We start from the raw sequence: 16,693 nt of genomic DNA, 5'->3' as shown, positions 1-16,693 counted from the left end.
AAAATAACAAGCAGAGCGTATTCTGCCGCCCAATCCCTTGCCAGCCAAAGGCTACCTGAAACCCAAACCATGACCCGCAAAAAAAACGACGCCTTTACCCGCCTCACCCAAGCCCTCGAAGTTTTGCCCAACGTCGGCCCCAAATCCGCCCGCCGCATGGCCTACGAACTGTTGCGCCACAAGCGCGAAGGCGCCGCCGAGCTAGCCGCCGCCCTGCAGCACGCCCTCACCGCCGTGCAGCATTGCCGCCTGTGCAACACCTTCTGCGAAGGCGAGCTCTGCGTCATCTGCGCCGACCCCGCGCGCGACGGCCGCCGCCTGATGATTGTGCACCTGCCCGCCGACGTGGCCGGCATGGAAGCCGCCCATTGCCACGACGGCCTCTATTTCGTGCTCATGGGGCAAATCAGCCACGCGCAGGGCATGGATTTGCAGCACATCGCGCTCGACAAACTCGTTGCCCGCCTGCAAGAGAGCGAAGTGGAAGAAGTGATTATCGCCACCGCCTTCACCCCCGAAGGCAATGCCACCGCCTATGTGTTGGCCGAGCTTTTTAAAAATCTGCCCTACCGCGTGAGCCGACTGGCGCAGGGCATGCCGCTGGGCAGCGAGCTGGAATACATCGACGCCGGCACACTGGCGCAATCCGTGTATGAACGGCGGCTAGTGAAAGAGCAGGGAGGAAAGGGCGAATAGCCAGTGGGCAGGAAAGGAAAAGAGGCTACCTGAAAGGTTCAGGCAGCCTTTTCCGCACACCGCCAAGCCGTATTTTATTCTTTATCAAAACCACTTCCGCCCGAAGCTGCTAAAATCCCTCATGCCGCACAGTTTGCGGCGATCAGCATAAAGGAGGCATCTCATGGATCTAACCCGATTAGCCGAACAAACCCGCGCCCTTGCGCTCGATATCCTGCACCAATCCGCCATCGGCGAAGGGCAGATTTTCGTGCTCGGCCTTTCCACCAGCGAAGTGGTCGGCGGCCGTATCGGCAAAAATTCCAATCAGGAAGTGGGCGAAGTGATCGTGAAAACCCTGCTCGACATCCTGAACGAACGCAAAATCTACCTCGCCGTGCAAGGCTGCGAGCACATCAACCGCGCCTTGGCCGTGGAGCGCGAGCTGGCCGAACAATACGGGCTGGAAATCGTGAACGTATTGCCCGGCCTGCATGCCGGCGGCAGTGCGCAGCTGGCCGCCTTCAAATATATGCGCGACCCGGTGGAAGTGGAATTCATCACCGCCCACGCCGGGCTCGACATCGGCGATACTTCCATCGGCATGCACATCAAACACGTGCAAATCCCCCTGCGCCCGCAACAGCGCGAACTGGGCTCCGCCCACGTCTGCGCCCTGGCCAGCCGCCCGCGCCTGATCGGCGGCGAACGCGCCGGGCACTATAAAGACAGCATCCGCCGCGTGTGAAGCCAACCGGCAGGACAAAGGCTACCTGAAAGTATGAGCCGCAACGCAGTTCAAATCACGGCACGCTTTTCAGGTAGCCTTCAAGCAGCGGGATAGATGTTTACAATATCTTGTTTTTTGTTACAATCCGATCATCGGCAATACCCTTTTTCCCCTTTCAAAACAGACAGGAGCGGCAAGATGAAGCAAACCATGATGAACACGGCAGCGGGCGTATTGGTGGCAGTGCTATTGGGCGGCGCGGGCTTGGCTTGGGCACAACCCACACCAGCGCAAATTCAGCAACAACAGTTCCAGCGGCAGCAAAACGAACTCGGTATGTATTACCAACAGCAGCAGAATAATCAGCAAGCTGCTCCACGCGGCCCCACCGCCGCTGAAATACGCGCCTGGGAGCAGCGCGAGGCGGAGGTGCAAGCCGAAATCGCGGAACTGCGTCGCACGCCGTTTTATGGAGTGGTTGTGTTTGATTTTTCTGCCAACAAGTTGGTATGGGTAGCCGGTTTTAAGAGTGAGCAAGTGGCACGGCAAAAGGCAATGCGCCGGTGCTCGACATCCGATTGCCGAGTGGTGGCGGTATTCAACAACACCTGCGCGGTGCTGACCACGCCAGACAGCGGAGTGAAGGCACCGTCTGATTTATTCTTCGGCTACGACACAGACGACAAACTCGCGGCAGAAAAATCCATGCAGCAATGCGAGCGGGCAAACGGGCGGGGTAATTGTGGATATTCCTCCGTGGAAACGAAACATGGCACGGCATTCTGTACGGGCTACGATTACAGTGCGTACGGGCAGTAGATAAAATCCCCGGTTGGAGGCTGAAAAGGCTACCTGAAATATTTTCAGGTAGCCTTTCCTCTTGCCGGCCCGCCAATACTGCTACAATGCCCGCCTTCCGAAACCACCTGCCAAAGGCTACCTGAAATGTCTGCCGACCGTTATGCCGTGTTTGAAAACCTAAACACTCCCGAAACCAGTGCTTTCGCTGCCGCCGAACATGCGCAAACGCAGGCCTGGCTGGAGAGCCGGCCGGATTACGAGCCGATGCGCCGCGATATTTTGGCGGTGTTGCAAGACGAGCAGCAGATTCCGTTTTGTCAGGAGCACCGCGCGCGGATGTATCACTTTTATCAGAGCGAGGAGTTTCCGAAGGGCGTGTACCGCGTGTGCAGCACGGCTTCGTATCGCGCCGGGCTGCCGGAATGGGAGGTGTTGTTTTCGGTGGCGGATTTCGATGAGGTGTTGGGCGCGGATGTGTATTTAGACGGCGTGTCGCACTATGTGGAGCAACCGAACCGGGTGTTGCTCTCGCTCAGCCCGGGCGGCGGCGATGCGGCGTTTACGCTGGAATTCGATTTGGAAACGCGCCAAGTGGTGCCCAACGGTTTCCACTTTCCGGCGGGCAAAAACCATATTGCCTGGCGTGATGAAGACAGTGTGTGGGTGTGCCCGGCTTGGGACGAGCGCCAGCTTACGGCTTCGGGCTATCCGCGCGAGGCGTGGCTGTTGCGGCGCGGGCAGAGTTTCGAGGAAGCGCAGCCGCTGCTGCAAACGGCGGCGGAATCGGTGTGGGTGCACGCTTGGCGTTATCTGGATGCGCAGGGCGCGCCGCTGGATTTGCTGGAAGAAAGCACGGGCTTTTTCAGCCGCCGTTATTTTCAGGTAGCCTCCGACGGGGCGTTGCTGCCTTTGGGGCTACCTGAGACTTGCGAAATCTGCGGCTATTTGGGCTGCTGGCTGCTGGTGTTGCTCAAGCACGACTGGCAGCGGGCCAACCAAAGCTATGCGGCGGGCAGCCTGGTGGCGGTGAAGCTGAACAAGGGCGTGTTGGGGAAGGCGCAATGCCTGTTTGCGCCGCAGTCGGGGCAATCGGTGGAGGACGTGGAAACCACGCGCCATTTTGTGGCGGCCACCTTGCTGGATAATGTTTCAGGTAGCCTCAAAGCCTGGCGTTTGCAGCAGGGGCAGTGGCAGCCGGCCGAAGTGCCCGAACTGCCTCTGGAAGGGGCGGGCGTGCTGGAATTTGCCGACCAGCCTTGGGGCGGTGATGTGCTGTATATCGCGGCCAGCAGCTTCCTTTCGCCGCTCACGCTCTATACGCTGGATTTGCAGAGGCAGGAGTGGTGCGTGATGCGGCGGCAGCCTGCGCAGTTTGATCCGGAGGGGTTGGGCGTGCAGCAGTTGCACGCTGTGTCGGCCGACGGCGAGCGCATTCCGTATTATCACGTGGGCAACGGCGAGCCGAAGGCGCCCGCGCTGGTGTATGCCTACGGCGGCTTCGGCGTGCCGGAACTGCCGCATTATTTGGGCATCATCGGCCGGCATTGGCTCGCGCAGGGCGGTGCGTTTGTGTTGGCCAACATCCGGGGCGGCGGCGAATTCGGCCCGGCTTGGCACGCTGCCGCCCAAGGCGCGGCGCGCAAACATAAAAGCGCGGAAGATTTGGTGGCTGTGGCGCAGGATTTGGCCGTGCGCGGTTTGTCTGCGCCCGAACGCATCGTGTTGCAGGGCGGCAGCAACGGCGGATTAGTATGCGCCGCTGCTTATTGTGCCGCGCCGCAGAGCATCGGCGGCATGGTGTGCGAAGTGCCGCTCACCGATATGTTGCGCTATCCGCACCTCTTAGCCGGCGCTTCGTGGCAGGAAGAATACGGCAATCCCGATGCCGAGCCGGATAGGGGCTACCTGAAAAAACTTTCGCCCTACCATAATCTGCACGATGGCCAAACCTACCCGCCCGCCCTCATCACCACCAATCTGAGCGACGACCGCGTGCACCCCGCCCACGCGCTCAAATTCCACGCCCGCCTGCGTGAAATCGGTGTGAATAGCCGCCTCTACGCCCCCGAAGCCGGCGGTCATGCGGGCAATGCCTCGCAGGAAGAAGTGGCTGCCGAGCTGGCTGCTGTGCTGGTGTTTTTGCGACAAACGGTGGGCAAATAGCGGTATGGCTGCAGCGGATACCGGGTTGGCGAATGCCGCAGCGGTTGCCGAAATTTCACTATAAAGGCAGATGCCTGCTATTGCTTGTTGATATCGGCTTTTTGGCGCAGTTTGCAAAGGCCGTGCGCTATGCTAATATGCGCACCGTTGTTTTCAGGTAGCCTCAAATCTTTGCAGGGCACGGATAGCAAAACGCATATAAATCCGTTACAATGCCGTTTTTAGAGAACTACCTTTAAAAATTTTTTCCCCGTTTATTTAAGGACAAGGACCCCGCAATGGAAAATATCGAACAACGTGTGAAGAAAATCGTTGCCGAACAATTGGGTAAGAGCGAAAGCGAAGTGAAAAACGAATCTTCTTTCAGCGAAGATTTGGGCGCCGACTCTCTGGACGTGGTTGAGCTGGTAATGGCTTTGGAAGAAGCTTTCGGCTGCGACATCCCCGATGAAGAAGCTGAAAAAATCACTACCGTTCAACAAGCCATTGACTTTGTTACTTCCCGCTCCAACTAATCGGCAGCAGGTTTAACAGCAGAATATCAGCCTCTGCCCCGGCGCATTTCCCGCCAAGGGCAGGGGTTTTTGTTATTGCGGCCGCTTTTGGGCAGGCCGGAGGATAGATAACTAATCATGAGTCAGAGAAGAGTGGTGGTAACCGGGCTGGGGCAGATTTCCCCGGTGGGCAACAACGTGGCCGATGCCTGGCAAAACCTGTTGGCCGGCGTGAGCGGCATTGGCCGGATTACCCGTTTTGACGCGGGCGAATTAAGCGCCCAAATTGCCGGCGAAGTGAAAGATTTCCAAATCGGCGATTATATCGGCGCCAAAGAAGCGCGACGCATGGATGCCTTCATCCACTACGGCATTGCCGCTGCCTTGCAGGCTGTGGCCGACGCTGGGCTGGACGACTACGCCGCCTTGGATAAAACCCGCGTGGGTGTGAACATCGGTTCCGGCATTGGCGGCCTGCCTTCCATTGAAGAAACCGGTATTGTGGTGCACGAAAACAGCCCGCGCCGCATCAACCCCTTCTTTATTCCCGGCTCGTTGATCAACCTGATTGCTGGCCACGTCACCATCCTTAAAGGCTACCAAGGCCCCAGCTACGGCATTGTGTCTGCCTGTACCACCGGCGCGCACTGTATCGGCGATGCCGCCCGCATGATTCAATACGGCGATGCCGACGTGATGTTGGCCGGCGGTGCCGAAGGCGCGGTGTGTATGCTTGGCGTGGGCGGTTTTGCCGCCATGAAGGCGTTGTCTACCCGCAATGACGACCCCGCCACTGCTTCCCGTCCGTGGGATAAAGACCGCGACGGCTTCGTGATGGGCGAAGGTGCCGGCGTGCTGGTGTTGGAAGAATACGAACACGCCAAAAAACGCGGCGCGAAAATCTACGCCGAACTGGCCGGTTTCGGCATGAGCTCCGATGCGCACCACATTACCGCGCCGAATGCCGAAGGCCCCGCCTTGGCCGTGGCACGCGCCCTGAAAGATGCCGGTCTCAATCCGAGCGACATTGATTATGTGAACGCGCACGGCACGTCTACCCCGCTGGGCGATGCCAACGAAACCACTGCGCTGAAACTTGCCTTCGGCGAACACGCCAAAAAACTGGTGGTCAATTCCACCAAATCCATGACCGGCCACCTGCTCGGCGGTGCCGGCGGCGTGGAGGCCGTGTACTCTGTGTTGGCGCTGTACCACCAAAAATCACCGCCCACCATCAATATCTTCGAGCAAGACATTGAAGGCGGCTGTGATTTGGATTACTGCGCCAACGAAGCCCGCGACCTGCCCATCCGTGCAGCTATTTCCAACTCATTCGGTTTCGGCGGCACCAACGGCACGCTTGCGTTCAAACGTTTTAACGGCTGATTAAGCACCGGTATTTAGAGTATAAAAGGCTACCTGAAAACGCAACGAAGCGGAGTTTCTGCAAAGCTAAAACCCGTTTGCCGTTTTTCAGGTAGCCTTTATAGCAAATAAATACACTGTCGATACCGGACAGCGAGCCATGGGCAGTGCAGATAGCACGGCAAGGTAAGCCAACACAGTGGCGAAAGTTAAGTTAATTTGGTATATCACCAGCAATCAACACAGGAGCACACCATGCAAATCTGCATCATCGGCGCCGGCGCTTGGGGCACGGCATTGGCCATCCACTTTGCCCAAAACGGCCAGCAAGTTTGCCTGTGGACACGCGAAACCGAACATGCCGCCACCATGCGTGCCGAGCGCATCAACTCAGGCTACCTGAAAGATTTCCCCTTCCCCGAAGCGCTCAGCATTGCCGACACACCGCCGCCCAAGCCCGAGCTTGTTATCATCGCCACGCCCACCGCCGGCTTGCGTGGCAGCCTGCAAACCATGCGGCAATGGGGCTGGGGCGATATTCCCGTGCTCACCGCCTGCAAAGGTTTCGAGCAAGGCAGCGGCCTGCTGCCACACCAAGTGGTGCGCGAAGAGCTGCCAGATAACCCGCGCATCGGTATTTTGTCCGGTCCCAGTTTTGCCCAAGAATTGGCGCAACAGCTGCCCTGCGCTGTTACCCTCGCTTCCGACAACACTGCCTGGATTGAATCACTCGCCACCACGCTCAGCTCCGCCGTGCTGCGCCTGTATGCCAACGACGATATGGTGGGTGTGGGCGTGGGCGGTGCAGTGAAAAATGTGATGGCCATCGCGGTGGGCATCGCCGACGGCCTGCAATACGGCCTTAACGCCCGCGCCGCCCTGATGACGCGCGGCTTGGCCGAAATCAACCGCCTGGCGCTGGCTTTGGGTGCAAAGCAAACCACCCTGATGGGTTTGGCCGGCATGGGCGACCTGATCCTTACCTGCACCGGCTCGCTCTCGCGTAACCGACAAGTTGGCCTCAAACTGGCCGAGGGCAAACCACTGCCTGTGATTTTGTCTGAACTCGGCCATGTGGCCGAAGGCGTGTACACCATCCGTGAAGCTGGCGCACAGGCGGCCAAACTTGGCATTGAAATGCCTATCACGCGCATCCTGAACGAGCTTTTAGACGGCCGTGTTGATGTGAATGATGTGGCCGAGCGGCTGATGCTGCGCGAAATCCGCAGCGAATAATTACCACCGGAACCTATCTTGCCATCGTAATGCGAGCGGATTTTAAAGAAGGTTAATTATAAATTTTCCCGGCGCTTGTTCCGTATGGCGCAAGTTTCAGTATAATGCGGCCAGGTTGCTGATTCTGGCAGCCAGAGATTTAGCAAGAGACAGATTCATGAATAATCAACTTGAACATTTGCAAAACTCCATCGAAACGCTGGTGAGCCGTTATCAGGCTGCTGTGCGTGAAAAGCAGGCGCTGAGCAAAAAAATCAGCGAGATGGATGCGGCATGGCAGAAACAGCGCCATGACCATCGCGCTACCATGGATGGCTTGCAATTGGCCTACAGCGAAAGAATGTCGCGCCTGGAGCACGAGCTCTCTAGCCAGATTGAAGCTTTACAGCAAGAAAACGCCGTTTACCGCAAGCTATTGGAGCAAAGTGCCGCGGATATCCGCGCCTTGCTACAACGCTTGCCGGTGCCCGCCGCCAAGGAGCAGGTTGTATGAGTATCGAACAAGTCAATGTAGATATCTTAGGCCGTCAGTTCAACATCGGCACGCCCAACAGCGAGAAAGAAACCCTGCTGCAGGCGGTGCATATGCTGAACCAGAAAATTGGCGTGATCCAATCTTCCGGCCGGATTGTGGAAACCGACAAGATCGTGATTATGGCCGCGCTGAACCTTACTCACGACCTGCTCAAAATGAGTGCGAAAGACGGTTTGGCAATTGGTGAAATTGAGCGTAGAATAAGCACCATGATAGAAAGTTGCGATAAAGCACTTGATTTGGAAAAGTAAACCGATTATTCTTCTTTAATAACCCTGCGGTGTTTGTGAAGGCACACTATTCCTTTGAACCAATAATTTCGCTTCAGGCTGCAGATTGAGTGGTGGGCGTGCGCGTTCCTCGTGGACGTACCCGAAACTGCCGGAAGTGGCCAACCTTGATTCAAGGTTCAAGCGAATCGAGCCAAAGCGGCATTCGCGGGGTTACCCATACTAAAAGCCGGTATCGTGGATGCCGGCTTTTGTGTTGGCTGCAAGATTTTCAGGTAGCCTCCTTTCCGGTTGAGGCTACCTGAAAAGTTTAATTCCGACCGAAGCACTCAGCCAATATGTTAAAATAACCGCTTATTCCCATAGTTAAACACACACCAACCACCATGGCACTCCTACAAATCGCCGAGCCCGGCCTCTCTGCCGCCCCGCACCAACACCGCCTAGCCGTCGGTATCGACTTGGGCACTACCAACAGCTTGGTTGCTACCGTGAAAAGCGGCCATGCTGGTTGTCTGCCCGATGAAGAAGGCCGTTTCCTACTGCCTTCGGTGGTGCGCTATGGTGCTGATGGGCAAATCATCACCGGCCGGGCTGCCCTGCAAAGCCAAACTGCCGACCCGGCCAACACCGTCAGCTCCGCCAAACGACTGATCGGCCGTAAATTAGAAGATATTGATACCAGCCATTTGCCCTATCGTTTCGGCCAATCCAACCAACTTATCGACCTGCATACCCGCCAAGGTTCGAAAACGCCGATCGACGTATCTGCCGACATCTTGCGCGCACTCAAAACCCGTGCCGAACAGAGTCTTGGTGGCGAGTTAGTGGGTGCGGTCATCACCGTGCCGGCCTATTTTGACGATGCTCAGCGCCAAGCCACCAAAGATGCCGCCCGCCTGGCCGGGTTGAATGTACTGCGCCTGCTCAACGAGCCCACCGCCGCTGCCATTGCCTACGGGCTGGATAATGCCGCCGAAGGTACCTTTGTGGTGTACGACCTCGGCGGTGGTACCTTTGACGTATCCATTTTGCAGCTCTCCAAAGGCCTGTTTGAAGTGAAGGCCACCGGTGGCAATTCTGCGCTCGGCGGCGACGATTTCGATCACCGCATGCTGTGCCATCTGATTGAAGTGAATCGTCTTTCTATTACCAACGCCCAAGACAGCCGCCTGCTGTTCAGCCTGGTGCGCCGTGCCAAAGAAGAGCTTAGCAGGCTACCTGAAAGCCGTATCCAAGCCGTGCTAAGCGATGGTACATCGATCGACACCATCTTCACCCGTACCCAATTCCATGCCCTCACCCAGCACCTCGTGGCGCAAACCCTTGTGCCGGTGAAGCAGGCGTTGAAAGACGCCGGCATCAGCAAAGGCGATATCGGCGGCGTGATTATGGTGGGTGGTGCCACTCGTATGCTGCATGTGCAACAGGCCGTGGGCAACTTCTTCGGCCAGACCCCGCTCACCAACCTAGATCCCGACCAGGTGGTCGCACTCGGCGCCGCCATGCAGGCCGACGTGCTGGCTGGCAACAAGCGCGACAACGACTGGCTGCTGCTCGACGTTACCCCTCTCTCACTTGGTCTCGAAACTTACGGCGGACTCGCCGAAAAAATCATCCCGCGCAACAGCACCCTGCCTACTGCCCGCGCCCAAGAATTCACCACCTTCAAAGACGGCCAAACCGCCATGACCATTCACGTGGTGCAGGGCGAACGCGAGTTGGTGGCCGACTGCCGCAGCCTCGCCAAATTTACCCTGTGCAGCATCCCACCGATGGTGGCCGGTGCCGCCCGCATCCGCGTAACCTTCCAAATCGATGCCGACGGCCTGCTTTCTGTGTCTGCCCGCGAGCAAACCACCGGTGTGCAGGCGCAAATCGAAGTAAAACCTTCCTACGGCCTCGACGACGAAACCATCACCCGTATGCTGGCCGACAGCATCAGCCATGCCGGCGGCGATGCCGCCGCCCGTGCCCGTGCCGAGGCCGTAGTGGAAGCCGAAAGCCTGATTGATGCAGTGGAAGTCGCGTTGGAGCTGGACGGCGACCTGCTCGATGAGAGCAGCCTGGCCGCCATTCGCGCTCAAATCGCCACCTTACAAAGCCTGCTCCCCGAGGCCGAAGCCAACCCCATCCGCAACGCCACCGCCGCCCTTGCCGCCGGCACCGACGACTTTGCCGCCAAACGCATGGACCGCAACATCCAGCGCGCTCTCACCGGTCAGCGGGTGGAAGATATGGCGTGAATAAGGCAGAGTTTGATAGAGGCTACCTGAAAACGAGGTTTCTGAAAAAAGAAGTGGAGTTTCTGCGAAGCTGAAAATTTCAGGTAGCTTTCTTCCCATTGAGGCTGCCTGAAACCCATCCCATCCCGCCGCTTGCCGCAGCAGACGGGATTTGTTATCATCTGCGGCGCATTAAGAGTTGGGAACCCATGCCAACCTGCCTGCCGCAAACGGCGCGTAAGGTGGACGGCCGAGAGGCCGATGTGGCTCGTCTGAATCAGGCCGGGCAATATCTCTTCCCGCCTGGTGCGGGATTTTTTATTGCCCGTTGAGCCCTCCTTGCTAGGCTGCAAGGTTTATCTATTATCTGAAAGACATATCATGAGCGAATACCTCTTTACCTCCGAATCTGTTTCCGAAGGCCATCCCGACAAAGTGGCCGATCAAGTATCCGATGCCATTCTCGATGCCGTCCTCGCCCAAGACCCCAAAGCCCGCGTGGCTGCCGAAACGCTGGTGAACACCGGCCTGTGCGTGCTGGCCGGGGAAATCACCACCACCGCACACGTGGACTACATCAAAGTGGCGCGTGAAACCATTGCCAAAATCGGCTACAACTCTTCCGAGCTCGGCTTTGATGCTAACGGCTGCGCGGTGGGCGTGTATTACGACCAGCAATCACCCGACATCGCCCAAGGCGTGAACGAAGGCGAAGGTATCGACCTGAACCAAGGCGCGGGCGACCAAGGCCTGATGTTCGGCTATGCCTGCGACGAAACTCCCACTCTGATGCCCTTTGCCATCTATTACAGCCACCGCCTGATGCAGCGCCAGAGCGAACTGCGCAAAAGCGGCCAGCTGCCTTGGCTGCGCCCCGATGCTAAAGCGCAAATTACCGCCGTGTACGACAGCGAAACCGGCAAAGTAAAACGCATCGATACCGTGGTGCTTTCCGCCCAGCACGATCCGTCTATCGGCCATGAAGAACTGAACCAAGCCGTGATTGAGCACATCATCAAGCCCGTGCTGCCGCCTGAAATGCTTACCGCCGACACCAAATACCTCATCAATCCCACCGGTCGCTTCGTGATTGGCGGGCCGCAGGGCGACTGCGGGCTCACCGGCCGCAAAATCATTGTCGATACCTACGGCGGCGCAGCCCCGCATGGCGGCGGTGCATTCTCCGGCAAAGACCCGAGCAAAGTAGACCGCTCCGCTGCTTACGCTTGCCGCTATGTGGCGAAAAACATCGTGGCCGCCGGCCTGGCCACCCAATGCCAGATTCAGGTTTCCTACGCCATCGGCATCGCCGAGCCCACTTCCATCGCCATCGACACCTTCGGCACGGGCAAAATTAGCGAAGACAAACTCATCGCCATCGTGCGCGAACATTTCGACCTGCGCCCGAAAGGCATTGTGCAGATGCTCGATCTCCTGCGCCCGATTTACAGCAAATCCGCCGCCTACGGCCACTTCGGCCGCGAAGAGCCCGAGTTTACTTGGGAGCGCACCGATAAGGCTGCGGCTTTGAAAGCGGCAGCAGGTTTGTAATCCCGTTTTCCAAACAGATTAGAGGCTACCTGAAATTTCAGGTAGCCTCTTTAAATGGTGTAATCAAAAAGGATGGACAACAAGCTCTCACTCTATCTTGCTACGCTATTATGGAGTAAGAAGCTTCATTACTGTCTGACTAATTTGAGGGTTAAGTGTAACAGCAATCGTACATATGTTTGCAGCCATACATAAGGCGTTATTAAATTTTTCTTTTAACTCGTGTTTATCTGTATCTTCAAATATTTCCCGTCCTTCCTTATCCATACCTATATGGCCAGCAAGAGCTTCAATTGCCGATAATATCTCTTCGGAACTGGAAATTTTATATTGTTCAACCAAATGAATAATACGATTGATATATTTACATATGCTCAATTGTAATCTTTCGCTTATGTTATCTGCTGCCATAACGCTATTTTTTAAATTTTGCATTTCTTGGAGAATTTTTTCTAGGTCAGATTTCGCCAATCGTTTTCCGATTGTGTGGTTTCGCATTATCCGAGAGAAATTCCGTAGATCTTTTAGAACATGTTCATCAAAATAAGTTGTAAATGTATGCATTTCCCCTGATAAATCTTGTCCCATCATTGCTTGAGAAAATCTGGATTTTAAGTATTGGCAATCTTGTTCTGCATCAGGTTCATAGACAATCAAATATTCAATAATTCCTTCAAGCAACATTGTTATCTTGGCAAAGGCAATCGGAAAATCCTCTCTCTTTTCAATGGATAAGACATCCTGCCAAACATCCCAACAATATTCTTTTTGTCTTAATCTTAATTCTTCCAATAAATCTAATAATTTCTGTGCGGGATTATCATTTATCATATTAACTCCTACAAAATCTCTAAAAGCAACCTGCACTCCGAAATGCTAAAGTGCAGGCTACCTGAAACTCATATCAACACAAAATCAGATTAGCCCAATCGTCTCCGCAAGCTCTTTTTGTAGCAGTGTGACAAAGTCTTCCAGCTTCATGCTGCCCAAATCCTCGCCTTTATGGCGTACGGCCACTTGGCCGTTTCCCATTTCCTTATCGCCCACCACCACTTGGTAGGGGTAACGCATTTGGCTGTTGTCGCGGATTTTGTAGCCGATTTTTTCGTTGCGCAGGTCGGCTTCGGCGCGCAGGCCGGCGGCTTTGAGTTTGTTGACCACTTCCAGGCAGTAATCGGCCTGTTTTTCGGTGATGTTCATCACCACCATCTGCACGGGCGCGAGCCACAGCGGGAAGGAGCCAGCGTGCTCTTCAATCAGGATGCCGATGAAGCGCTCCAACGAGCCCAAAATGGCGCGGTGCAGCATCACGGGGCGGGCGCGGCCGTTGTCTTCGGTGACGTATTCGGCACCCAGGCGTTCGGGCAGTACGAAGTCGAGCTGGATGGTGCCGCACTGCCAGGAGCGGCCGAGCGCGTCTTTGATGTGGTATTCCACTTTGGGGCCGTAGAAGGCGCCTTCGCCGGGCAGCTCTTCCCATTGCACGCCGCAGGCGGTGAGCGCGTCGCGCAGGCCTTGCTCGGCTTTATTCCAAGTTTCGTCGGTGCCGGCACGCTGTTCGGGGCGCAGCGAGAGTTTGATGCTGACGTGCTCGAAGCCGAATTGTTTGTAAATTTTCATGACCAACTGGTTGAAAGCGCGGGTTTCTTCGGCGATTTGGTCTTCGGTACAGAAGATGTGGGCATCATCTTGCACGAAGCCGCGCACGCGCATCAGGCCGTGCAGCGCGCCGGAAGGCTCGTTGCGGTGGCAGGAGCCGAATTCGGCCAGGCGCATGGGTAGGTCGCGGTAGGAGCGCAGGCCGTGGTTGAAGATTTGAACGTGGCCGGGGCAGTTCATCGGTTTCACGGCGTAGTCGCGTTTTTCGGAGGAGGTGGTGAACATATTATCTTTGTAGTTCGCCCAGTGGCCGGATTTTTCCCAGAAGGTTTTGTCGAGGATTTGTGGGGTTTTGACTTCGCGGTAGCCTGCGGCATCAAGCTCGCGGCGCATATGCTGCTCGATGGTTTGCCACAGCGTCCAGCCGCGCGGATGCCAAAACACCATGCCGGGGGCTTCGTCTTGCAGGTGGAAGAGGTCGAGCTGTTTGCCGAGGCGGCGGTGGTCGCGTTTTTCGGCTTCTTCAATACGGGTGATGTAGGCTTTGAGCTCGTCTTTGGTGGCCCAGGCTGTGCCGTAGATGCGCTGCAGCATTTCGTTGTTGCTGTCGCCGCGCCAGTAGGCACCGGCTAGCTTGGTGAGCTTGAAGTGTTTTAAAAACCGGGTGTTGGGCACGTGCGGGCCGCGGCACATATCCACGTATTCTTGGTGGTGGTACATGCCCATGGCTTCCACTTCGGGCATGTCTTCAATCAGGCGCAGTTTGTATTCTTCGCCGCGCTCTTGGAAGATTTTGATGGTTTCGGCGCGCGGGGTCATGATTTTGACCACATTGTAATCTTGATTAATCAGCTCTTTCATCCGTGCTTCGATGGCGGCTACGTCTTCGGGTGTGAAGGGTTTTTCCATGGCGATGTCGTAGTAGAAGCCTTCTTCAATCACCGGGCCGATTACCATTTTGGCGTTGGGATAGAGCTGTTTCACGGCATGGCCGACCAAGTGCGCGCAGGAGTGGCGGATGATTTCCACGCCTTCCGGGTCTTTGGGCGTGATGATTTGCACGGCGGCGTCTTCGGTAATCGGGTCGCACGCATCGCGCAATACGCCGTTCACTTTGCCGGCCACGGTGGCTTTGGCCAGTCCGGAGCCGATAGAAGCGGCGATTTGGGCAACGGTTACGGGGGCTTCGTATTGGCGCACGGAGCCGTCGGGCAGGGTGATGTTGATTTGGGACATGATGGTTTGTCTTTCTTTGAAATGGATAAACAGATGAATGGTTTGGGTTTCAGGTAGCCTTTATCGTTGCATTAGGCGAAACCGAAAAAGTAAAACAGCAGGAACAGGCCGGCAAATGCTATGGCGGCCAATGCGGCCAGTGTAAGCAATAGCGCAAGCGCGGGAGGTAAACGGCGCATATGGCGGGTTCCTTGCAGCGGTTTGGCCGGAGTTTCAGGTAGCCTTAACAGCAATCCAAAAGGCTACCTGAAACAATGTTTCTAAAGGAAGCCAGGTTTCTGCAAAGTTAAAACTAGTAGCGGGCGGCCAAACAAAAAAGAACAACTGAAGTTCCCCAGAAACCCCTGTTGTTCCCACGAATTCTGGTAGGCACGATTGGATTCGAACCAACGACCCCCACCATGTCAAGGTGATGCTCTAACCAACTGAGCTACGTGCCTGTTTAAGGGGCAGCATTATACTGTTTTCCCACCCCCCGCGCAAAGAAAGCGCAGGGCCGGCGGCGGTTTGCCATATCGCCGAAGTAATCATTTTTTCTGCTAGGCAGCGGGCGGCAGACAATATGGTCAAGACGGTAAGGCGGGCTGACGCAGTAGGAAGAAAGAAGTGCTTTAGCTATAATCGCCGGATTATTGATAACGTGTTATTCCCCATGCTCAAATTTACCCTTCATAAAAAAGACGGCCACGCCCGCCGCGCCACCATCGAACTCAACCACGGCAGCATCGAAACCCCCGTATTCATGCCCGTCGGCACCTACGGCTCGGTCAAAGCCATGACCCCGCAAAACCTGCACGACATCAAGGCCCAAATCATCCTCGGCAACACCTACCATTTATGGCTGCGCCCCGGCTTGGAAGTCATCGAACAATTCGGCGGCCTGCACGACTTTATCGGCTGGAACAAACCGATTTTGACCGACTCCGGCGGTTTCCAAGTGTTTTCGCTATCCGACATGCGCAAACTCACCGAAGAAGGCTGCACCTTCAAAAGCCCGATTAACGGCGATAAGCTTTTCCTCTCGCCCGAAATCTCGATGAAAATCCAAACCGTGCTCAACTCCGACATCGCCATGCAGCTCGACGAATGCACCCCCGGCGAAGCCACACGCGAGCAGGCCGAAAAATCGCTGCAAATGAGCCTGCGCTGGGCGGAACGCAGCAAAAAAGCCTTTGAAGACCTCAAAAACCCCAATGCCCTGTTCGGCATCGTGCAGGGCGCGATGTACGAAGACCTGCGCGAACAGTCCCTGCGCGGGCTGGAACAGCTCGACTTCCCCGGCCTCGCCATCGGCGGCTTATCAGTGGGCGAACCCAAGCCCGAAATGTACCGTATGCTGCGTGCCGTCGGCCCCATACTGTCCGAACACAAACCGCATTACCTGATGGGTGTCGGCACGCCGGAAGACTTAGTGTACGGCGTGGCGCATGGCGTGGACATGTTCGACTGCGTCATGCCCACCCGCAATGCCCGCAACGGCTGGCTGTTCACCCGCTTCGGCGACATCAAAATCAAAAACGCCAAGTACAAACACGATACCCACCCGCTCGACGAATCATGCACCTGCTACGCTTGTACGCATTTCAGCCGCGCCTACCTGCACCACTTGCACCGTGCCGGCGAGATTTTGGGTGCGCAGTTGAACACTATCCATAACCTGCATTTCTACCAAACCATAATGGCCGAAATGCGCGAAGCCATCGAACAGGGCAAATTTGCCGACTGGCAGGAGCAATTCCACGAGAATCGGGGGAGAGGGGTAGATTGAGTTGTAGAAAAGGTTGCCTGAAAACAACCTGAGTTAATTTGGAATGATGAACCAAGCATCAAAAATTTATCGGATTTTTTAAGTT

The 16,693-nt window shown here is 56.0% G+C and carries 15 protein-coding genes, 1 tRNA gene and 1 other RNA gene; 14 read left to right on the top strand and 3 right to left on the bottom strand.

The genetic code is table 11. The features are described 5' to 3' along the window. Positions 1–69: 69 nt before the first annotated feature. From recR to metK, 13 genes are all read left to right on the top strand, one after another. On the top strand, positions 70–696 hold the full coding sequence (gene recR / locus A7P99_RS08965) for a recombination mediator RecR (RefSeq protein WP_067687283.1): 627 nt from the start codon (positions 70–72) through the stop codon (positions 694–696). 163 nt (positions 697–859) lie between these two features. Beyond that, the gene (locus A7P99_RS08960) at positions 860–1,423 is read left to right on the top strand and encodes a TIGR01440 family protein (RefSeq protein ID WP_067448519.1); all 564 of its coding nucleotides are present in this window, start codon (positions 860–862) and stop codon (positions 1,421–1,423) included. Between the two features lie 180 nt (positions 1,424–1,603). Continuing rightward, the gene (locus A7P99_RS08955; RefSeq protein ID WP_067687280.1) at positions 1,604–2,224 is read left to right on the top strand and encodes a DUF4189 domain-containing protein; all 621 of its coding nucleotides are present in this window, start codon (positions 1,604–1,606) and stop codon (positions 2,222–2,224) included. 126 nt (positions 2,225–2,350) lie between these two features. Further along, on the top strand, positions 2,351–4,369 hold the full coding sequence (locus A7P99_RS08950) for a prolyl oligopeptidase family protein (protein WP_067687278.1): 2,019 nt from the start codon (positions 2,351–2,353) through the stop codon (positions 4,367–4,369). A gap of 278 nt (positions 4,370–4,647) precedes the next feature. Beyond that, positions 4,648–4,884: an acyl carrier protein gene (gene acpP, locus A7P99_RS08945; RefSeq protein WP_003824915.1), complete on the top strand. Its 237-nt coding sequence runs from the start codon at positions 4,648–4,650 to the stop codon at positions 4,882–4,884. Positions 4,885–5,001: 117 nt separating this feature from the next. Continuing rightward, a complete protein-coding gene (fabF, locus tag A7P99_RS08940) occupies positions 5,002–6,249 on the top strand; it encodes a beta-ketoacyl-ACP synthase II (protein ID WP_067687275.1) in 1,248 nt (415 codons plus the stop codon). 234 nt (positions 6,250–6,483) lie between these two features. Continuing rightward, positions 6,484–7,464 (top strand): NAD(P)H-dependent glycerol-3-phosphate dehydrogenase, encoded by a 981-nt coding sequence (locus A7P99_RS08935; protein WP_067528755.1) that lies wholly within the window; start codon positions 6,484–6,486, stop codon positions 7,462–7,464. A 157-nt stretch (positions 7,465–7,621) separates the two neighbouring features. Next, positions 7,622–7,957 carry a hypothetical protein gene (locus A7P99_RS08930; protein ID WP_067529544.1) on the top strand — a complete coding sequence of 112 codons (336 nt, stop codon included), beginning with the start codon at positions 7,622–7,624 and terminating at the stop codon, positions 7,955–7,957. Then, the gene (locus tag A7P99_RS08925) at positions 7,954–8,250 is read left to right on the top strand and encodes a cell division protein ZapA (RefSeq protein WP_064105706.1); all 297 of its coding nucleotides are present in this window, start codon (positions 7,954–7,956) and stop codon (positions 8,248–8,250) included. The genes A7P99_RS08930 and A7P99_RS08925 overlap by 4 nt, the downstream gene beginning before the upstream one ends. Positions 8,251–8,268: 18 nt before the next feature. Further along, a non-coding RNA gene (ssrS, locus tag A7P99_RS08920) (6S RNA) lies at positions 8,269–8,447 on the top strand. 168 nt (positions 8,448–8,615) lie between these two features. Then, a complete protein-coding gene (gene hscA / locus A7P99_RS08915) occupies positions 8,616–10,475 on the top strand; it encodes a Fe-S protein assembly chaperone HscA (protein ID WP_067687272.1) in 1,860 nt (619 codons plus the stop codon). A 188-nt stretch (positions 10,476–10,663) separates the two neighbouring features. Continuing rightward, entirely contained in the window at positions 10,664–10,786 is a 123-nt protein-coding gene (locus A7P99_RS10615) for a hypothetical protein (RefSeq protein ID WP_255361311.1), read from the top strand. A 49-nt stretch (positions 10,787–10,835) separates the two neighbouring features. Further along, positions 10,836–12,005 carry a methionine adenosyltransferase gene (gene metK, locus A7P99_RS08910; RefSeq protein WP_067528749.1) on the top strand — a complete coding sequence of 390 codons (1,170 nt, stop codon included), beginning with the start codon at positions 10,836–10,838 and terminating at the stop codon, positions 12,003–12,005. A 108-nt stretch (positions 12,006–12,113) separates the two neighbouring features. Here metK and A7P99_RS08905 read toward each other — a convergent pair whose 3' ends face one another. From A7P99_RS08905 to A7P99_RS08895, 3 genes are all read right to left on the bottom strand, one after another. Next, the gene (locus A7P99_RS08905; protein ID WP_067687269.1) at positions 12,114–12,836 is read right to left on the bottom strand and encodes a hypothetical protein; all 723 of its coding nucleotides are present in this window, start codon (positions 12,834–12,836) and stop codon (positions 12,114–12,116) included. An 84-nt stretch (positions 12,837–12,920) separates the two neighbouring features. After that, a complete protein-coding gene (thrS, locus tag A7P99_RS08900; RefSeq protein WP_067687266.1) occupies positions 12,921–14,840 on the bottom strand; it encodes a threonine--tRNA ligase in 1,920 nt (639 codons plus the stop codon). 363 nt (positions 14,841–15,203) lie between these two features. After that, positions 15,204–15,280 (bottom strand) — tRNA-Val (locus A7P99_RS08895). Positions 15,281–15,492: 212 nt separating this feature from the next. Between A7P99_RS08895 and tgt the strand changes: the two genes are divergently transcribed. Next, positions 15,493–16,608 carry a tRNA guanosine(34) transglycosylase Tgt gene (gene tgt, locus A7P99_RS08890; protein ID WP_067448502.1) on the top strand — a complete coding sequence of 372 codons (1,116 nt, stop codon included), beginning with the start codon at positions 15,493–15,495 and terminating at the stop codon, positions 16,606–16,608. The last annotated feature ends 85 nt before the right edge of the window (positions 16,609–16,693 follow it).

Source organism: Eikenella sp. NML120348 (genome assembly GCF_001648435.1).
Classification (GTDB): Bacteria; Pseudomonadota; Gammaproteobacteria; order Burkholderiales; family Neisseriaceae; genus Eikenella; species Eikenella exigua.
Note: the sequence above shows the minus strand (reverse complement) of the source record. Positions and strands in the feature narration are given on the sequence as shown.